This window comes from Caulobacter sp. DWR3-1-2 (assembly GCF_049896225.1).
In the GTDB taxonomy this organism is placed as follows: domain Bacteria; phylum Pseudomonadota; class Alphaproteobacteria; order Caulobacterales; family Caulobacteraceae; genus Caulobacter.
In genome coordinates this window covers 363,107-380,993 of sequence record NZ_JAFCTW010000003.1, presented here as the reverse complement: position 1 = coordinate 380,993, position 17,887 = coordinate 363,107, and the positions used below count along the sequence as shown (strand labels likewise).

Genomic DNA, 17,887 nt, shown 5'->3' with positions numbered 1-17,887 from the left:
TTTTCCTTCCCAGTGAGCAGAACCATGACCAAGGAAAAGCTGGTCGTCATCGGCAACGGCATGGCCGGTTGCCGGGCGGTCGAAGAAGTCCTAAAGCGCGATCCGGGCCGCTACGAGATCGCCATCTTCGGGACCGAGCCGCGGGTGAACTACAACCGCATCATGCTGTCGCCAGTGCTGGCGGGGGAAAAGTCCTTCGCCGACATCGTGATCAATGACGAGGCCTGGTACGCGGATAACGCCATCGCCCTGCATGCCGGCCGCGCCGTCACGGCGATTGACCTGGAAGGCCGCAAAGTCGCCGCCGAGGGCGGGCTGGAAGTCGCCTATGACAAGCTGATCCTGGCCACGGGGTCTGACCCGTTCCGTCTGCCGTTGCCCGGCATCGATCTTGCGGGCGTGGTCACCTTCCGCGACCTGGACGACGTCGAGTCCATGATCGCCGCTTCTGGCAAGCCCGGCGCCAGGGCCGTGGTGATCGGCGGCGGTCTGCTGGGCCTGGAGGCCGCCTACGGCCTGGCCCGTCGCGGCATGGCGGCCACCGTCGTTCACCTGATGGACGTCTTGATGGAACGCCAGCTGGACGAGAGCGCCGGCTTTTTGCTGCGTGAGGCCCTGGCGGAGCGCGGCGTCGAGACGGTGCTGGGCGCTCATTCCGAGGAGATCCTTGGCATGGACGGCCAGGTCGTGGGCCTCAAGCTCAAGGATGGCCGCGTCCTGCCGTGCGACCTGCTGGTCATGGCCGTGGGCATCAAGCCCAACGCCAGCCTGGCCAGGGCGGCGGGCCTGGCCGTCAATCGCGGCGTGGTCGTCGATGACGCCATGCGCACCTCCGATCCGGCGGTTTTCGCCGTGGGCGAATGCGCCGAGCATCGCGGCAATTGCTACGGCCTGGTCGCGCCGATCTGGGAGATGTGCCGCGCGCTGGCCGGGTCGCTGACCGACGGGGAGGGGGCCTATCAAGGCTCGGTTCTGTCGACCCGCCTGAAGGTCTCGGGCGTCGACGTGTTCTCGGCCGGCAAGTTTTCGGGTGGCGAAGGCTGCGAGGACATCGTGTTCCGCGACGCAGGACGCGGTGTCTACAAGCGCGTCGTCATCGAGAACGGCAAGCTCGTCGGTTCAGTTCTGTTCGGCGACGCCATCGACGGCAATTGGTACTTCGACCTGATGCGGGCCGGAACGTCGGTCACGGACATCCGCGAGACCCTGATCTTCGGCCAGGCCATCACGGAAGGGCTGTCCGGCCTGGACCCTAATGCGGCCGTTGCGGCCATGCCCGATACGCAGGAAATCTGCGGCTGCAACGGTGTCTGCAAGGGTTCGATCGTCGCGGCCATCACCCTCCAGGGATTGACGACCCTGGATGACGTGAAGGCGGCGACCAAGGCCTCGGCCTCGTGCGGCTCTTGCACCCCGCTGGTCGAGCAGGTGCTGAAACTGACCCTGGGAGACGGTTTCAAGGAACAGACCGGCCCCAAGCCGATGTGCAAGTGCGCCCACAAGCCGCACTCGGACGTCCGCACGGCCATCGTCGAGTACGACCTCAAGTCGATGCCAGCCGTGATGCAGGCCATGGAGTGGACCACGCCCGACGGCTGCGCCTCGTGCCGACCGGCCCTCAACTACTACCTGCTCTGCGCCTGGCCGTCGGAATATCGCGACGACAAGCAGTCGCGCTACATCAACGAGCGGGTCCACGCCAACATCCAGAAGGACGGCACCTATTCGGTCGTTCCCCGGATGTGGGGCGGCATGACCACGCCCGACGAACTGCGGGCCATCGCCGATGTCGCCGACAAGTTCGCGATCCCGGCGGTCAAGGTCACCGGCGGCCAACGGATCGACCTGCTGGGCGTCAAGAAGGACGACCTGCCGGCCGTCTGGGCCGACCTCAACGCCGCCGGCATGGTCAGCGGCCACGCCTATGCCAAGGGCCTGCGCACGGTGAAGACCTGCGTCGGCAGCGACTGGTGCCGGTTCGGCACCCAGGATTCCACCGGCCTGGGCATAAGGCTGGAGAAGTTCCTGTGGGGCTCGTGGGCCCCGGCCAAGGTCAAGCTGGCGGTGTCGGGCTGTCCCCGAAATTGCGCCGAGGCCACCTGCAAGGACTTCGGCGTGGTCTGCGTGGATAGCGGCTTCGAAATCCACATCGGCGGCGCCGCCGGCCTGCACATCCAGGGCACCAAGGTGCTGACCCACGTCGCCTCGGAGGACGAGACCGTCTGGGTGATCGCCGCAGCCATGCAGCTGTACCGCGAAGAGGGCTGGTACCTGGAGCGGGTCTACAAGTGGATGGCTCGGGTTGGCCTGGAGACCATTCAGGCCAAGGTCACGGATCCCGAACCCCGCAAGGCGCTCTACGACCGCTTCGTGTTCTCGCAGCGCTTCGCCCGCATCGACCCCTGGGCCGAACGCGTGGCCGGCCGCCACAACGAGGAGTTCACCCCCATGAGCCGCCGGATGGAGTTCGCCCCCGCATGAACGCGCCCCTGAAATCTCCGGTCTGGATCGATGTCGGCGCGGTGACGGACATTCCGCGTCGCGGGGCCCGTCGCGTCACCAGCCCCTGCGGTGACATCGCCATTTTCCGAACCGGTGATGGCGAGGTGTTCGCCCTGATGGACGCCTGTCCGCACAAGGGCGGTCCGCTGAGCCAGGGCATCGTCCACGGCCGCGCCGTGGCCTGCCCGCTGCACAATTGGTCGATTGACCTGGCCTCGGGCGAGCCCATGGGCGCCGACAAGGGCAAGGGCTGCACGCCGGTGGTGCCACTGGAAGTGCGCGACGGCCGTCTGATGCTCAGTCTGGCGACGGCGCCGGCGATACGGGGGGCCTGATGGCAGACGGCGGCGGCGCGCTCACGATCAAGACCGCCTGCCCCTATTGCGGGGTCGGTTGCGGCGTGAGCGGCGCTGTCGGTGAGAGCCGAGCCTTGTCCGTGACCGGCGACGCCGCTCATCCCGCCAATCTCGGCCGCCTCTGTTCCAAGGGCGCGGCGCTGGGCGCGACGGTGGGGCTGCAGGGCCGGCTCCTTGAGCCGACCATTGGCGGCAAGGTCGCGTCCTGGAGCGACGCCACGGCCCTGGTCGCCAAGCGCTTCAAGGACACCATCGCCAAGCACGGGCCCGACAGCGTGGCCTTCTATGTCTCGGGCCAACTGCTGACCGAGGACTATTATGTCGCCAACAAGCTGATGAAGGGCTTCATCGGCTCGGGCAATATCGACACCAACAGCCGGCTCTGCATGGCCTCGGCGGTGGCGGCCCACAAGCAGGCGTTCGGCGCCGACCTGGTGCCGGGCTGCTATGAGGACCTGGATCTCGCCGACCTGGTGGTGTTCAGCGGCCACAACGCCGCCTGGACCCATCCGGTGCTGTTTCGGCGCATGGAGGCCGCCAAGGCGCGAGGCCAGAAGCACGTGGTCATCGACCCGCGCCGCACCGACACCGCCGAAGGCGCAGACCTGCACCTGGCCATCGCCCCGCAAAGCGACGTGCGACTGTGGAACGGTCTGCTGGCCGACCTGATCCGGCGGGGGGCCATCGACCGCGATTACATCGCCGCTCACGTCAATGGCTTCGCGGATGTCGAGACGGCCCTGGCCGAGCTAAATCAGTCGCCCGCCGCCGTGGCCGCCGACTGCGGCGTGCCGGTGGAAGACTTGCTGACCTTCTACGAGCTGTTCGCCGCCCATGAGCGCACGGTCAGCCTGTTTTCCATGGGCGCCAACCAGTCGGCCCAGGGCACGGCCAAGGGGCTGGCGATCCTCAATGTCCACCTGGCGACGGGGCGGATCGGCAAGCCAGGGGCCTGCCCGTTCTCGATCACCGGCCAGCCCAACGCCATGGGCGGGCGCGAGACCGGCGGCATGGCCAACACCCTGGCCGGCCACATGGACTTCGCCCCCGCCGACCGCGACCGCGTCGCCCGCTTCTGGGGGGCGCCCGACACCGCCCGCGCCCCGGGCCTGAAGGCCGTCGACATGTTCGAGGCGGTCCATGCGGGCAAGATAAAGGCGATCTGGGTGATGGCCACCAACCCGGCCGTCTCGATGCCCGACGCCACCCGGGTGCGCGAGGCGCTGGAGCGCTGCCCGTTCGTGGTGGTGTCGGACTGCGTAGACACCGACACCACGGCCTTCGCCGACGTCAAGCTGCCGGCCCTGGCCTGGGGCGAGAAGGACGGGACGGTGACCAATTCCGAGCGCCGGATCTCGCGGCAGCGGGCGCTGTTCCCGGCGCCTGGCCAGGCCCGCGCCGACTGGCGGATCGTCGCCGACGTCGGACGCGCCATGAGCTTCGATGGATTCGGATGGCCGTCTCAGGCCAGGGTCTTTCGCGAGTGGGCGCGGATGACGGCCTACGAGAACGAGGGGCGGGTCTTGAACCTGGCGGGCCTGGCCGCCCTGACGCCGGAGGCCTATGCGGCGCTGTCGCCCCTGCAGTGGCCCGTGACGGCGGACGGCCAGGGCACGGCGCGGCTGTTCATCGACGGCCGGTTCCAGACGCCAGACGGCCGAGCCCGCATGGTCCCGACCCGGCCGCGCGGCCCAGCGGACGCCGTCGACGCGGCCTTCCCGCTCTCGCTGAACACCGGTCGCATCCGCGACCAGTGGCACACCATGACCCGCACCGGCTTGGCTCCCGACCTGTGCCGCCACGCGCCCGAACCGTTTGTCGAGGTCCATCCGGCAGACGCCGAGGCCGCGGGCCTCAAGGACGGCGCCCTGACCCGGATCATCACCGTGCGCGGCGAAGCCGTGGTCCTGGCCAAGCTCACCGACCGTCAACGGCCGGGCAGCCTGTTCATGCCGATGCATTGGACCAACGCCTTCGCGCCGTCCGGCCGCGCCAATCCGCTGGTGGCAGCTAATCTCGACCCGACCTCGGGACAGCCGGAGTTCAAGCACACCCCCGCCCGGATCCGCGCCCATCGCGAGACCTGGAAGGGCTTTTTTCTGACGCGGTCCAGCCTCGCATCCCCCACGGGGTTGGACCTCGTCTGGCGGCGCATCCCGCAGGACGCCTGCCAGCAACACGAGTTCGCCGGTCGGGGCGATGAGGCCGAGCGCGCCGCCCTGCGCAAGGCGCTTGTCAAAGGCCTGACCGGCGAACTCGTGACCTACGAAGACGCCGCCACCGGCGCCCGGCGCGACGCCTGGGTCGAGGATGGGCGGCTGGTCGCTGTGCTGTATGTCACCCTGGCCGGTCGTCTGCCGGCGCGGGACTGGTTGGCCGAGCTGTTCGCTGAACCGGTGCTCAGTCCTGAAGCCCGCTCGGCGCTGTTGTTTGGCCGTCCGCCCGGCGCGCCGATCGACGAGGGACCGATGGTCTGCGCCTGCCTGAAGATCGGCGCAAGGGCCGTTCAGGCCGCGATCGTCGCGGGGGCCATCAGTCCTGACGCGGTCGGCGTCGCGACCGGGGCAGGGACCAACTGCGGCCCCTGCCGCCCCGAGATCGCCCGCATGATCGCCGCGTCGGTCGTCATCCCGCCCGTCAAGGAGACCCTCCATGTCGCATGATGCTCAAGCCGGCCGCGTCCTGCTGGTCGGCGCCGGCCCGGGCCCCGTGGACCTGATGACCGTCCGCGCCGTTCGCGCCGTCGAGAGCGCCCAGGCCCTACTCTACGACGCCTTGATCTCGGATGACGCGATCGCCCTGGCCCCGCCCGGCTGCGTGCGCATCCAGACCGGCAAGCGGGCCGGCAGGCTCAGCATGCACCAGGACGAGATCAACCGGCTGATGCTGCGCCTGGCCCGCAAGGGCCTGCGGGTGGTGCGGCTCAAGGGCGGCGATCCGTCGATCTTCGGCCGGGTGGGCGAGGAGTCAGCGTTCCTCCAGGGCCACGGCGTCCCGGTCGAGGTCGTGCCGGGGGTCACCGCCGCCTGCGCCGCCGCCGCTCAGTTTGGCTTCCCCCTGACCCATCGCGGCGAGGCGCGACGGGTGGTGTTCGCGACGGCGCGACTGGAGGCCGGCGCCTTGGCTGGCGATTGGAGCGCCGCGTCCGATCCGGAAGCCACGATGGCCATCTATATGGGCGGCGAGGTCGCGGGCGCGCTGAGTGAACGGATGATCGCCGCCGGCTGCTCGCCAGACACTCCGGCGGTGGCCGTGGAGCAGGCGGGCGGCGTCGAGGCGCGGCTCTATCCTTGTACGCTGGGCACATTGGCGGCGGCGCTGGGCGAGACGCGCGGCGGTCCGGTGCTGATCGTCATCGGCGAGGTCGCCGCCCAGGCCAGGAGCGCGGGCGATGTCCTTGAAGAACTGTCGCGCGCCGTGGGCTAAGGTTTCAGCGGGATTGGTCCTGGAGCTGGATCCACCCCGCTGGCTGGCGATGCGTGCGCTTGACCAGATCGTCGCGTAGCGGGGCATAGCGCGGGTCCATCAGGCTGGCCAAGGCATAGGTGCCGACCGCATTGACGGGATCCCACGGGTGCGGCGCATATTCCTTCTGACCCGCGCCGGCGCGGTCGCGGTCGAACTGGACCTTCGAGTTGGCGAACTCGATATGGATCTTTTCGCCCTTGGCGTAGGGCGCCAGCCAGTCGAGCGCGCCGGGCAGGTTGGCGCCGGCGGCGTTGCGCCAGGTGAACCAGTCCTCGCCATGGGCGCGAGCCGACAGCGTCGCCATCATCAGTGGGTCCAGGTCGTAGGTGACGTAGTGGATGGCGTCGCGCTCGTGGAAGTCGTGCACTGTGCCGTCGGCCAGCAGGTTGGTCGTGACTTGGGCGCTAAAAGCCGCCCGGGCCCGGTCGATCAGCTTGGCGTCGGCGACCTGGAAAGCCGCCATCGTGGCCAGCTTGACGCGGTGGCTCTGCCAGTTGGTGTCGAAATTGCGCGGCTTGCCATCCATGGCGTCGAGATAGCCGACAGCCATGCGCCGCCAGAACCCATCGAGCTTGGCGCGGGTCATCGTGGGCAGGTCGGCCTCAGTCAGGTCATAGGCCATGATCAGGGCGTCGAAGCCGGTCTCGTCGATCGGGTTGAAAGACATCTGATAGACGTCGGCCCAGTTCTCCAGATAGCGGCCAGCCTGGTCGAGATAGGCCCGGTCGCCCGTCAGCCGCCAGGCCAAAGCCAGGTTCAGCACGATCGGCTGGTCCTCCTTGGCCGTCACGCTGATCTCGCGAATGCCCTTGCCGGGTAGGGTGCCCTCGGTATGCAGCAGAGGGATCGCGCCGGGCGGACGGGTCAGGGCGGCCTTGGCCTTGCTCAGGACGTCCGCTGCTGCGGGGGCTGCGGCGCCGCCCTTGGCGTAGGCCGAACCCAGCAGGGCGTAGTCGGCCGCCAGGGCCGGCGAGGCCAGTAGCGCCAGGGCGCAGGCCGCGCCCATCAGCAACGTCTTCATGTCACGCGTCTCTTTGGACAAAGACATGAGGCTGGGCGCGGAGCCCGGCCTCACAGGGGAACTACAGACTAAAAGGTGGCCCGCAGGGTCATCTGGTAGGTGCGGCCGTCATAGTCGATCCGGCGCGGCAGCATCGGATCGCTCTCGTATTCCGAACGGGTTGCGTCCGTCAGGTTGAATGCGTCGACCGACAGCGTCAGGTCGTCGGTGAACTTGTACGAGGCCGAGGCGTCTAGCTGGCTGCGCGCCTTGACGGTGCGGGCGTCGCCGACGAACGAATTGCCGGCGGCCAGATCGTATTTGTCGCGCCAGTTATAGACCAGGCGGGCGCCGAACTTTGCCCCTTCATAATAGCCGATGAAATTGAGATTGTTCTTCGAAACGCTGGGCAGGGTGATCGCCTTGCCCGCCTGGTCCTTCCCATCGATCGACGTGTAGGAGTAGTTGAACGCGCCGCCGAAATCCTTCCAGAAGCCGGGCAGGAAATCGAAGTTCTGCTGGATATTGAACTCGACGCCGGTGACCGTCATCGCGTTCTGGTTGGTCTGGCCGCTTATATTGACCTGGGCTTGCCTGACCGTCCCGCCTGCGCCCGTGAAGGTGTTAGAGCTCCTGCAGACTGGCGTGCCGCCCGAGTTGTCGATCGTCAGCGTACCCAGATTGACGTCCAGGCCTGGGATCTGGCCCGAGGCGGGGCAAAGCAGCGTCGGATCGGTGATCGGGCCGATATAGCCGTCAACCTTCTTGCGGTAGGTCGCCAGCGAGATCAGGCCGCCTGGTCGGTTGTACCACTCCAGGGACAGGTCCACAGAGTCGGAAGTGTAGGGCTTCAGGCTCGTCGCGCCGATGGTCACCGTGTAGACCGGATCGACCGGCGGAGTCAGGTCGACCGGGCTCTGGACATAGGTGGTCGGCACGATGTCGCGTGGCTGCGGGCGCACATAGGTCGAATAGGCCGCGAAACGCAGGATCAGGTCGTCGCGCAGGTCCGCCGCCAGGATCAGCGACGGCAGCCAATAGTCATAGTTGCGTGTCGTCGTCTTGGTGGTCTGTCCGTGGTTGATCGGACCGGGCGCGACCGACTGGGCGGCGGCGCAGTTGGTGCAGTTCAGCGCGACAATCTTGTTGTCGGTATATTCATAGCGAACGCCCAGGGCGCCGTGCACCGGAATGCTGAACATTTCGGTCTTGAACTTGGCTGTTGCATAGGCCGAGTAGACGTCGTTCTCATTGGTGAAGTTGTTGTTCCAGTAGTTGCCGTCCCAATAATTGTTCACAAAGCCATAGGGCGTCAGGAACACGCCAGGCGCGCCGAAGGCGAACTGGCCGGGCAAGCCGGTGGGATTGGTGGTGGTGTTGCGGGGCGCGGTGTTCACCGGGGTCAGGATCGACAGCATTTGCTTGACGTCCACGCCCATCCAGTTGGACGTCGCCCCCGAAGCCTGGCCGCCGAAGAAATCGTTGGCGTAGCTCAGCTGCGAGGCCATGGCCGGCGTGATGTTCTGGGTCTGGGCGCCCAGCGAAGTGTTGCGCGAACCCGACGAGGTGAACTTCAGGCTCTCGGCGCGGCCGCCAAACTGTAAGCTGGTCAGGAAGCGGCCATCCTCGAAAGTGCGCTCCAGGTCGAGTTGAGCCGAATCCAGGTCGTTCTTGGCCCGGCCGTTTGTGCCGGTGATGCCGAAGCGGTCGGCGGGCGTGTTCGCCGCCGCGCCGGGCATCTGGGCGCCGGCCTGGGTGGCGGCGCTGGCGAGCGCCGGAATGTTGTAGGGCGTCGTCGCCAGGTGTGTGGCGTGCGGGGTGGCCAGGGTGGCCATGTAGTTGGCCAGGTCGGCGCCACCCAGGGCGACCGACGTGGTGATGCCGTTTAGCCCGCCCGCGCCGAGGTTGCGGTAGGGGTTCTGGACGATGTCGAACTCGATCTGCTTGGCTTGGGCCTTGGCGCGCGAGACGGTCAAATTGGCGGTGGCGCGCCATTCGTCGTTCTTGAACTCGACGGTCGGGTTGATGGCCCAGGTCTGGTTCAGGGCCGGCTCCGAGCGGATGGAGTCGAAGGTGTTGATGTTGGCGGCCGAGAACGAGTTGACATAGGCGCGTGGACCGTTCGGCGTCTGCACGATGTAGGGGGCGCCGAGATTGCTGATCCTGGCGACGGCCGAGGTCGCCGTCAGGCCGGTATTGGTGCCCTGGCCCGCGCCGGCGTCGATATAGAGCAGGTTATTGGTGGCCTGGCTCAGCTTGCGCCGGGTGATGAAGCCGTTGGCGCCGAACTTCCAATCTTCATTGATGCGCCACTCGAAGCCCGTGGCGGCCGACAGGGTCGTGCCGCGGTTGAACTTGACGAGCTGGCGGGTCTGGCTGGGATAGTAGACGGGGGCCAGGCCGTTCGGGAACTGCGAGGTGTAGCTGGCGGGCAGCGACGCCTGGAGAGCGTCATAGGCGGCGTTCTGGCCGGCGACATAGGCGCCGGTGTTGTTGACCACGGCCTGTTGGCCACCCAACTGGATCGAGCCCAGCCGGTTACCCCACGAATTGACGGTGATCGAGTCGCGGCGGAACTTTTCGTCCTTCCAGGCGACCACGCCGAACACCGCGAAGTCGTCGGTCAGGTGCTTGTTGTAGCCCAGCGAAGCCAGCGGGCTGCCCAGGTTGCCCAGGTCGTTGTACTCGTAGGAAAGCTTGGCGAAGCCGCCGTCCTTGCGGCCCAGGGCAGGGGCGATGCGCAGGTCGATATTGCCCGACAGGCCGCCGGCCAGGTCCGATGCCATGGGCGACTTGATGACATTGATGGCGGTGAAGATGTCGGAGTTGAAGGCGCCCAGCGGGGTTGAGCCGTTCAGGACCGGGTCGGCGAAGGCGCCGCCGTTCAGGGTGGTGCGCGCGAAGGTTCCGGGCAGGCCGCGCAGGCTGATCGTGGCGTTGCGGCTGTCGGCCTCGCGGTTGATCTGGATGCCCGGGATGCGCTGGATGGCTTCGCCGACATTGAGGTCGGGGAAGCGCCCCAGGCCGTCCGACGAGATGCCGTCCGAGATTTGCAGCGTGTCGCGCTTGGTGGCGATGGCGTTGGCGTAGGCCGCGCGGAAACCGGTTACCACGACGGCGTCAACGGTGTCGACCGGAGCGGCGGCCTCGGGCGTCGCGGCGGGCGTCTGTTGCGCCTGGGCGGTCGAACCCAGGGCGACGGCGGCGCATGAGGCCAGCAGCGTCGCGCGAAGGACGAGCATATTGAAATTGGATGTCATCTTTAGCCTCCCCAGAGGCGCGTCTGTGTTTGGCGCCGTTGACGAACTTATCCGACCAGTCGCCGCGTATGTCAACGAAATGGTATTACCACTTTGCACAATTCGCCGGAAGCGTGGTAAGGCCAAAGTGGAGGGATTGGTTATCACCGCCGTGCGGTCGGAATCGGCCGTGGCGACGAAATGCGTCCGGTCGATGAACGCCTGGCTCCGTCGACGTTGCACGCATTCCAACTTCCAACCTGCGTCGCGGTCGCCTAGTACTGGTACCGCTACCGTCGAAAAAATGACGGTGCGGGAGAGAAGCATGATCCAGACTCGTCGGACACTTGGCGCGCTCGCGGCTGCCTTGCTCATCGTCAGTCCGTTCGCGGCCGGCGCCCAACCGCCCAGTACGAAAACTCACTGGGTGGGGTCGTGGGCGGCCTCGCAGCAGGTTCCGGAGCCACAGAACGCGCTGGCGCCGCAAGACCTCGCCGACGCGACCCTCCGGCAAATCGTTCGTTTGACGGGGGGAGGGCGGCAGGTTCGCGTCAGGTTGTCCAACGTCCACGGCACGGCGCCTCTTCGGTTCGCCTCTGTGCATGTCGCCAAGCCCCTCTCGGTGAGCAGCCCGCGAATCGATGTCGCGACCGACCATGCCGCGACCTTCTCTGGTCAGACCGAAGTCGTGGTGCCGGCGGGCGCGGAGTATCTTTCCGACCCGATCGACCTGTCGGTCGCACCCCTGTCGGACTTGGCGATCACCGTCTACCTGCCAGCCTCGCCAGAGCGGCAGACCAGCCATCCCGGATCGCGAGCGACGTCCTATGTGCTGGCCGGTCAGCATGTGGCGGACGCCGACCTGCCGGGCGCCAAGACCGTCGATCACTGGTTCGCGCTGTCGGGCGTCGATGTGGTCGGTCAGACGCGCGGCGCGGTCGTGATCCTGGGCGACTCGATCACCGACGGCTACGGCGTGGCGCCCAACAGCAACCTGCGCTGGCCCGATCATCTCGCCGCCCGACTGCAAGCATCAGCCAAGACCCGCCATCTGAGCGTTCTCAACCAGGGGATCGGAGGCAACCGCGTGTTGCGGGACGGTTCGGGGCCCAACGCCCTGGCCCGCTTCGAACGCGACGTGCTCTCGCAGACGGGCGTCGCCTATCTGATCGTGCTGGAAGGGGTGAACGACCTGGGCGTGCTGACCCGCGACGCGCCGGCGACCCCGGAGGCCCACGCAGCCTTGGTGCGCGACATGACCGGCGCCTATGGCCAGATGATCGAGCGGGCCCGCGCGCGCGGGATCAAGGTTATCGGGGCGACCATCCTGCCCTATGCCGGTTCGGCCTACTACCATCCCACGGCGGTCAACGAGGCCGACCGCCAGGCGATCAACGCCTGGATCCGCGCGCCTGGCCATTTCGACGCCGTCATCGACTTCGACCTGCTGATGCGTGACCCGGTTAAGCCGGAGCGCCTCAACGCGGCCTATGACAACGATGGCTTGCACCCCTCGATGGCCGGCTACAAGGCCATGGCGGACGCAATTCCGCTGTCGTTGTTCGACCACTGATCTCTGCAAACGAAGATGTCTGACCAATGGGTCTGGCATCATCCGTCAATTTATGAGACCGGTAACATCCGATGACTTGAGCGGGCGTGTCCGCCCTTCCATACTGCCAACCAGCCAAGGCGTTCGCGCCGGATGAGAGACCGATCACGGTCCGATCAAAGCGGGGAAACCAAGACCATGAGCCAGACCTTCACGCGCCGCACCCTTGGGGTCAGCCTTGCCGCCCTGGCCGCCGCCTCGGCGCCCGCCGTGCGCGCGGCCGTCCCCGCCAAGGGCGGCAAGCCGCTCTACAAGGATGCCGCCCAGCCGATCGAACTGCGTGTTCGCGACCTGCTGTCGAGGATGACGCTGGAAGAGAAGGCGGCCCAGCTGATCGGCATCTGGCTCACCAAGGCCAGGATCCAGACGCCCGAAGGCGATTTCTCGCCCGCAGAGGCCAGCAAGAACTTCCCCAACGGCCTGGGGCAAATCTCGCGCCCTACCGACCGCAAGGGACTGAAGCCCGCCACGGTGGTCGACGCCGCCGCCGGCGCTGATGACGGCTCGGTCGGCCGCAACGCCAAGGAAACCGCGCACTACACCAACGCCGCCCAGAAGTGGTCGATGGAGCAGACGCGCCTGGGCATCCCGATGCTGATGCACGACGAGGCCCTGCACGGCTATGTAGCCCGCGACGCCACGAGCTTCCCGCAAGCCATCGCCCTGGCCTCGACCTTTGACCCCGAAACCGTCGAGAAGTGCTTCGCCGTGGCTGCTCGCGAGATGCGCGCCCGGGGCTCCAACATCGCCCTGGCTCCGGTGGTCGACGTGGCGCGCGACCCGCGTTGGGGCCGCATCGAGGAGACCTATGGCGAGGATCCGCACCTGTGCGCCGAGATCGGCCTGGCGGCGATCCGCGGATTCCAGGGCCGGACCCTGCCGCTGGCGCCGGACAAGGTGTTCGTCACCCTCAAGCACATGACCGGCCACGGCCAGCCCGAGAATGGCACCAATGTCGGCCCCGCCCAGATCGCCGAGCGCACCTTGCGCGAGAACTTCTTCCCGCCGTTCGAACGGGCGGTGAAGGAGCTGCCGGTCCGTTCGGTCATGCCGTCGTACAACGAGATCGACGGGGTTCCCTCGCATGTCAATCGCTGGCTGCTGCATGATGTTCTGCGCCAGGAGTGGGGCTTCAAGGGCGTGACGATGAGCGACTATTTCGCCATCAAGGAGCTGATCGCCCGTCACAAGCTGACCGACAGCCTGGCCGACACCGCCGTGATGGCGATGAACGCCACCGTCGATGTCGAGCTCCCCGATGGCGAGGCCTATGTCCTGCTGCCCGAGTTGGTGAAGTCGGGCCGCGTGCCGCAGTCATCGGTCGATGAGGCGGTGGCGCGGGTGCTCGCGATCAAGTTCGAGGGCGGCCTCTTCGAGAACCCCTATGCCGACGAGAAGACCGCCGACGCCAAGACCGCGACGCCCGACGCCATCGCCCTGGCCCGTGAGGCCGCCCGCAAGGCCGTCGTGCTGTTGAAGAACGACAAGGGTCTGCTGCCGCTCGACCCGACCAAGTTCAAGCGCCTGGCCCTGCTGGGCACGCACGCCAAGGACACCCCGATCGGCGGCTACAGCGACACCCCGCGCCATGTGGTGTCGATCTATGAAGGCCTGCAGGCCGAGGCCAAGAAGAGCGGCTTTACGCTCGACTATGCCGAGGCCGTGCGCCTGACCGAGGCCCGCATCTGGGCTCAGGACGAGGTGAAGCTCGCCGACCCGGCCATCAACGCGCGACTCATCGCCGAGGCGGTCGAGGTGGCGAAAAGGGCCGACGTCATCGTCATGGTGCTGGGCGACAACGAGCAGACCAGCCGCGAAGCCTGGGCCGACAACCACCTGGGCGACCGCGACAGCCTCGACCTGATCGGCCAGCAGAACGACCTGGCCAAGGCGATCTTCGATTTGGGCAAGCCGACCGTGGTGTTCCTGCTGAACGGCCGTCCGCTGTCGGTCAACCTGCTGGCCCAGCGCGCCGACGCCCTGGTCGAGGGTTGGTACCTGGGCCAGGAGACCGGCAACGCCGCCGCCGACATTCTGTTTGGCCGCGCCAATCCAGGCGGCAAGCTACCGGTCAGCATCGCCCGCGACGTGGGCCAACTGCCGATCTTCTACAACCGCAAGCCCACGGCCCGGCGCGGCTATCTGTTCGACGAGACGACGCCGCTGTATCCGTTCGGCTTCGGGCTCTCGTACACCACCTTCGACATTTCGGCCCCGCGCCCGGCCCAGGCCGCGATCGGTCCCGGCCAGAGCGTCAAGGTCGAGGTCGATGTCACCAATACCGGCAAGGTCGCTGGTGATGAAGTCGTGCAGCTCTACATCCACGACGAGGCCGCTTCTGTGACCCGCCCTGTGCTGGAGCTCAAGCACTTCAAGCGGGTGACCCTGGCCCCCGGCGCCAAGACGACGGTGACCTTCGAGGTCTCGCCGATGGACCTGTCGCTGTGGAACCTGGAGATGAAGCGGGTGGTCGAGCCGGGGAAGTTCACCCTGCTGTCGGGCCCGAACTCGGTCCAGTTGAAGCCGGCGACGCTGACGGTCACGGCTTAAACGAGTCCGCTCCATACGATTGGGGACAGGCACATGGGCCTGTCCCCATCCCGCGCGCAGCTCTGCCGGCATAAAAAGGGAGGTCGGCATGATCCGCACCGCCATCACCGCTCTGACCCTGGCCGCCGCCCTGGCGACGGGCGTGGCGCTCGCCACGCCCGTCCACGCCGCCGGGCCTGCCGCCGCAAGCTCTGCCACCTTCCCCCTGATCGCCGCCCGCCGCTCGGCCCGGATCGAGACCGACGTCACCGACTGGCCCGGCGTGCTGCGCGCGGTGAACGACGTCCGCTCCGACCTCGGCAAGCTGTCAGCCGACGCCCAGCCCGCCAAGGACGCGCCGCTGGTGATCATTGGCACCATTGGCAGGAGCCCGGCCATCGACGCCCTGATTGCTTCGGGCAAGCTCGACGTAACCGGCGTCACCGGCCAGTGGGAGGCTTTCGTCCAGCAGGTGGTCGAGAACCCGCGCCCTGGTATCGCTCGCGCCCTGGTCATCGCCGGCGCCGACAAGCGCGGCACGATCTTTGGGGCCTATGACCTGATCGAGAGGGCGGGCGTGTCGCCCTGGGCCTGGTGGGCCGACGTGCCGGTCCCCGTCAAGGCGGAGGTCGCCGTCGCGTCCGATCGCCGCGTACAGAAGCCGGGTGTAAAGTACCGCGGCCTCTTCCTCAACGATGAGGACCCCGCGCTGATGGGCTGGGCCAAGGCGACTTTCGGCGGGGTCAACCATGACTTCTACGCCAAGGTCTATGAGCTGACCCTGCGGATGAAGGGCAACTTCCTGTGGCCCGCCATGTGGGGCAAGGCGATCTATGACGACGACCCGCTGAGCGCGCCGCTGGCCGACGAATACGGCGTCGTGCTGGGCACGTCGCACCACGAGCCCATGGGCCGCGCCCACGTCGAGTGGGAGCGCTACGGCCAGGGGCCTTGGGACTATGCCAAGAACCCCAAGAGCCTACAGGACTTCTGGCGCGAGGGCGTCACGCGGCTGGGCGCCAACGAGAGCCTGATCACGGTCGGCATGCGCGGCGACGGCGACGAGCCGATGAGCGCGGGCACGGCCACCAAGCTGTTGGAGACCGTCGTCGCCGACCAGCGCAAGATCATCGGCGAGGTGACCCGCAAGGACCCGTCGCAGACGCCGCAGGTCTGGGCCCTCTACAAGGAGGTGCAGGACTATTACGACGCCGGCATGCGCGCGCCAGACGACGTGACCCTGCTGTTCTCCGATGACAACTGGGGCAACATCCGGCGGCTTCCGGAGCGGGGCAAGACCCGACGGGGCGGCTACGGCGTCTACTATCATTTCGACTATGTGGGCGGCCCCCGGAACTACAAGTGGCTCAACACCAACCAGGTCGAGCGCGTCTGGGAGCAGATGAAACTGGCCAAGGACTACGGCGCCGACCGGCTGTGGATCGTCAATGTCGGCGACCTCAAGCCCATGGAATTGCCGATCGAGTTCTTCCTCGACATGGCCTGGGGTCCGGACGCCATGCCGGTCGACCGGATGTCGACCTATACGCACGGCTGGGCCGCAGCGCAGTTCGGACCCGAGCACGCCGACGAGATCGCGGCCTTGCTGACCGGCTACACGAAACTCAACGCGCGCCGCAAACCCGAGCTGATCGACGGCGCGACCTTCAGCCTGGTCAATTTTCGCGAGGCCGAGCGCGTCGAAGCGGAGTGGGGCGACCTGGAACGCCGCGCCGACGCATTGCGCAAGGCGCTGCCCAAGGATCAGGACGACGCCTTCTTCCAGCTGGTCTGGTTCCCGATCCAGGCCAGCGCCAACCACACCCGGCTCTACATCGCCGCCGGCCGCAACGCGCTGTACGCGAAGCAGGGGCGGATGGCGGCCAATGACGAGGCGGCGAAGGTCCAGGCCCTGTTCGACCGCGACGCTCGACTGGTCCAGCAGTGGAACCATGACCTGGCGGGCGGCAAGTGGCGCGAGATGATGAGCCAGACCCACATCGGCTACACGTCGTGGCAGCAGCCATCGACCAACATCGTCCCGGCGACCCTGACGGTCGCGCCCTCGACGGGGTTCGGCGTGGTGATCGAGGGGCAAGGCGCGGCGGTCGACGCCGGCGCGGACCTGCCGCCCCTGGCCCGCGACGGCGTCGCCAGCCGCTGGATCGATGTGTTCGCCCGGGGCGCCGGGCCGCTGGCCTTCAGCGTGAAGACCGCCGAGCCCTGGCTCAAGCTCGCTCCCGGCCCGGCCGCCGCTAACGGCGACACGCGGCTGGAGGTGTCGGTTGACTGGAACACCGCGCCGATCGGCATGCACCGCGCGGCCATCGCAATCACTGGCCCCGACGGCAAGGCGGTTACCGTCACGGCCGTGGTCGACAACGGTCCCCGCAAGGTCGCCAAGGGCGTGTTCATCGAAGCCGGCGGTCCGCTGGCCATCGAGGCCGAGCACCATGCGCGAGCGACCGGGACGGGCGGCGTGAGTTGGACCACCATACCGGGCCTGGGCCGCACCCTGTCGGGCGTCACGACCTACCCCTCGACCGCGCCGTCCAGCGCGCCGGGGCAGGGGCCTTATCTGGACTACGTCGTCGACCTGGCCCAGGCGGGCGCCTTCGACCTGTGGGTCTTCACCGCCCCCAGCCTAGATTTCCGTGGCGGCGGCGGTCTGCGCTACGCGGTGTCGCTGGACGACGCGCCACCGGTGGTCGTCAACCTGCACGAGGGCGAAACGCGGACCGGCGAAGGCCAGAAGGGCTGGGAGAAGGCCGTGGCCGACAACGCGCGGGTGCAGCGGTTGCGGCTGACGGCGGGCAGGGCGGGCGCTCATCGTATCCGCCTTTGGCGGGTGGATCCCGGCGTGGTGTTCGAGCGCTTGGTGATCTCGCGTGGCGACCTGCCGGAAAGCTATCTCGGCCCAGCCGAAGGGCGACGGCGATGACCCGCGCAGCCACACGGCGGGGGCGATCTGCGTGGTAGAGCATTTCCCGACCTGACTGCGTCAGGCCGTGAGCTCTAACCTTTTGTTTTGACGCATTCTTCTTCACGCGAACCGGAACCACTTCGCTCGAAAAATGCTCTGGAGCGTGTTTGGTTTACACAGATGCATCGCTCCAATTCCCCGACTTCCCGGCGAAGGCCGGGACCCAGATTCATCCAGAGCCTCTCGTGGGTTTCACCT

9 protein-coding genes are annotated in these 17,887 nt (G+C 67.4%); 7 read left to right on the top strand and 2 right to left on the bottom strand.

Features of this window, described 5'->3' with window-relative positions:
* Window positions 1–24 precede the first annotated feature (24 nt).
* Genes nirB through cobA form a run of 4 tightly spaced genes read left to right on the top strand, consistent with a single transcriptional unit; the run spans window position 25 to window position 6,284 of the window.
* Window positions 25–2,481, top strand: a complete 2,457-nt coding sequence (gene nirB, locus ACP696_RS06330) for a nitrite reductase large subunit NirB (protein WP_426043566.1) — start codon at window positions 25–27, stop codon at window positions 2,479–2,481.
* Complete coding sequence (gene nirD, locus ACP696_RS06325) at window positions 2,478–2,837, top strand: nitrite reductase small subunit NirD (protein ID WP_426012224.1); 360 nt, start codon at window positions 2,478–2,480, stop codon at window positions 2,835–2,837. The genes nirB and nirD overlap by 4 nt, the downstream gene beginning before the upstream one ends.
* Window positions 2,837–5,521, top strand: a complete 2,685-nt coding sequence (locus ACP696_RS06320) for a molybdopterin-dependent oxidoreductase (RefSeq protein WP_426043565.1) — start codon at window positions 2,837–2,839, stop codon at window positions 5,519–5,521. Before nirD ends, ACP696_RS06320 begins: the two co-directional genes overlap by 1 nt.
* A complete protein-coding gene (gene cobA, locus ACP696_RS06315; RefSeq protein ID WP_426043564.1) occupies window positions 5,511–6,284 on the top strand; it encodes a uroporphyrinogen-III C-methyltransferase in 774 nt (257 codons plus the stop codon). The genes ACP696_RS06320 and cobA overlap by 11 nt, the downstream gene beginning before the upstream one ends.
* A 4-nt stretch (window positions 6,285–6,288) precedes the next feature.
* On the opposite strand, the gene ACP696_RS06310 is transcribed toward cobA, so the two are convergent.
* Both ACP696_RS06310 and ACP696_RS06305 read right to left on the bottom strand, forming a co-directional pair.
* Window positions 6,289–7,347: an alginate lyase family protein gene (locus ACP696_RS06310; RefSeq protein ID WP_426012221.1), complete on the bottom strand. Its 1,059-nt coding sequence runs from the start codon at window positions 7,345–7,347 to the stop codon at window positions 6,289–6,291.
* Window positions 7,348–7,415: 68 nt separating this feature from the next.
* Window positions 7,416–10,586 (bottom strand): TonB-dependent receptor, encoded by a 3,171-nt coding sequence (locus ACP696_RS06305; protein WP_426012220.1) that lies wholly within the window; start codon window positions 10,584–10,586, stop codon window positions 7,416–7,418.
* A 601-nt stretch (window positions 10,587–11,187) separates the two neighbouring features.
* Here ACP696_RS06305 and ACP696_RS06300 point away from each other — a divergent pair.
* The 3 genes from ACP696_RS06300 (at window position 11,188) to ACP696_RS06290 (ending at window position 17,647) form a co-directional block, all read left to right on the top strand.
* Window positions 11,188–12,138, top strand: a complete 951-nt coding sequence (locus ACP696_RS06300; protein WP_426012219.1) for an SGNH/GDSL hydrolase family protein — start codon at window positions 11,188–11,190, stop codon at window positions 12,136–12,138.
* A gap of 177 nt (window positions 12,139–12,315) precedes the next feature.
* On the top strand, window positions 12,316–14,727 hold the full coding sequence (locus ACP696_RS06295) for a glycoside hydrolase family 3 N-terminal domain-containing protein (RefSeq protein WP_426012217.1): 2,412 nt from the start codon (window positions 12,316–12,318) through the stop codon (window positions 14,725–14,727).
* Window positions 14,728–14,815: 88 nt separating this feature from the next.
* A complete protein-coding gene (locus ACP696_RS06290) occupies window positions 14,816–17,647 on the top strand; it encodes a glycosyl hydrolase 115 family protein (protein WP_426012215.1) in 2,832 nt (943 codons plus the stop codon).
* The last annotated feature ends 240 nt before the right edge of the window (window positions 17,648–17,887 follow it).

Excerpts from the sequence above, each read along its gene's own strand:
- nirB (WP_426043566.1), top strand. The coding sequence starts at position 25 with ATGACCAAGGAAAAGCTGGTCGTCATCGGCAACGGCATGGCCGGTTGC.
- nirD (WP_426012224.1), top strand. The coding sequence starts at position 2,478 with ATGAACGCGCCCCTGAAATCTCCGGTCTGGATCGATGTCGGCGCGGTG.
- ACP696_RS06320 (WP_426043565.1), top strand. The coding sequence starts at position 2,837 with ATGGCAGACGGCGGCGGCGCGCTCACGATCAAGACCGCCTGCCCCTAT.
- cobA (WP_426043564.1), top strand. The coding sequence starts at position 5,511 with ATGTCGCATGATGCTCAAGCCGGCCGCGTCCTGCTGGTCGGCGCCGGC.
- ACP696_RS06310 (WP_426012221.1), bottom strand. The coding sequence starts at position 7,347 with ATGAAGACGTTGCTGATGGGCGCGGCCTGCGCCCTGGCGCTACTGGCC.
- ACP696_RS06305 (WP_426012220.1), bottom strand. The coding sequence starts at position 10,586 with ATGACATCCAATTTCAATATGCTCGTCCTTCGCGCGACGCTGCTGGCC.
- ACP696_RS06295 (WP_426012217.1), top strand. The coding sequence starts at position 12,316 with ATGAGCCAGACCTTCACGCGCCGCACCCTTGGGGTCAGCCTTGCCGCC.
- ACP696_RS06290 (WP_426012215.1), top strand. The coding sequence starts at position 14,816 with ATGATCCGCACCGCCATCACCGCTCTGACCCTGGCCGCCGCCCTGGCG.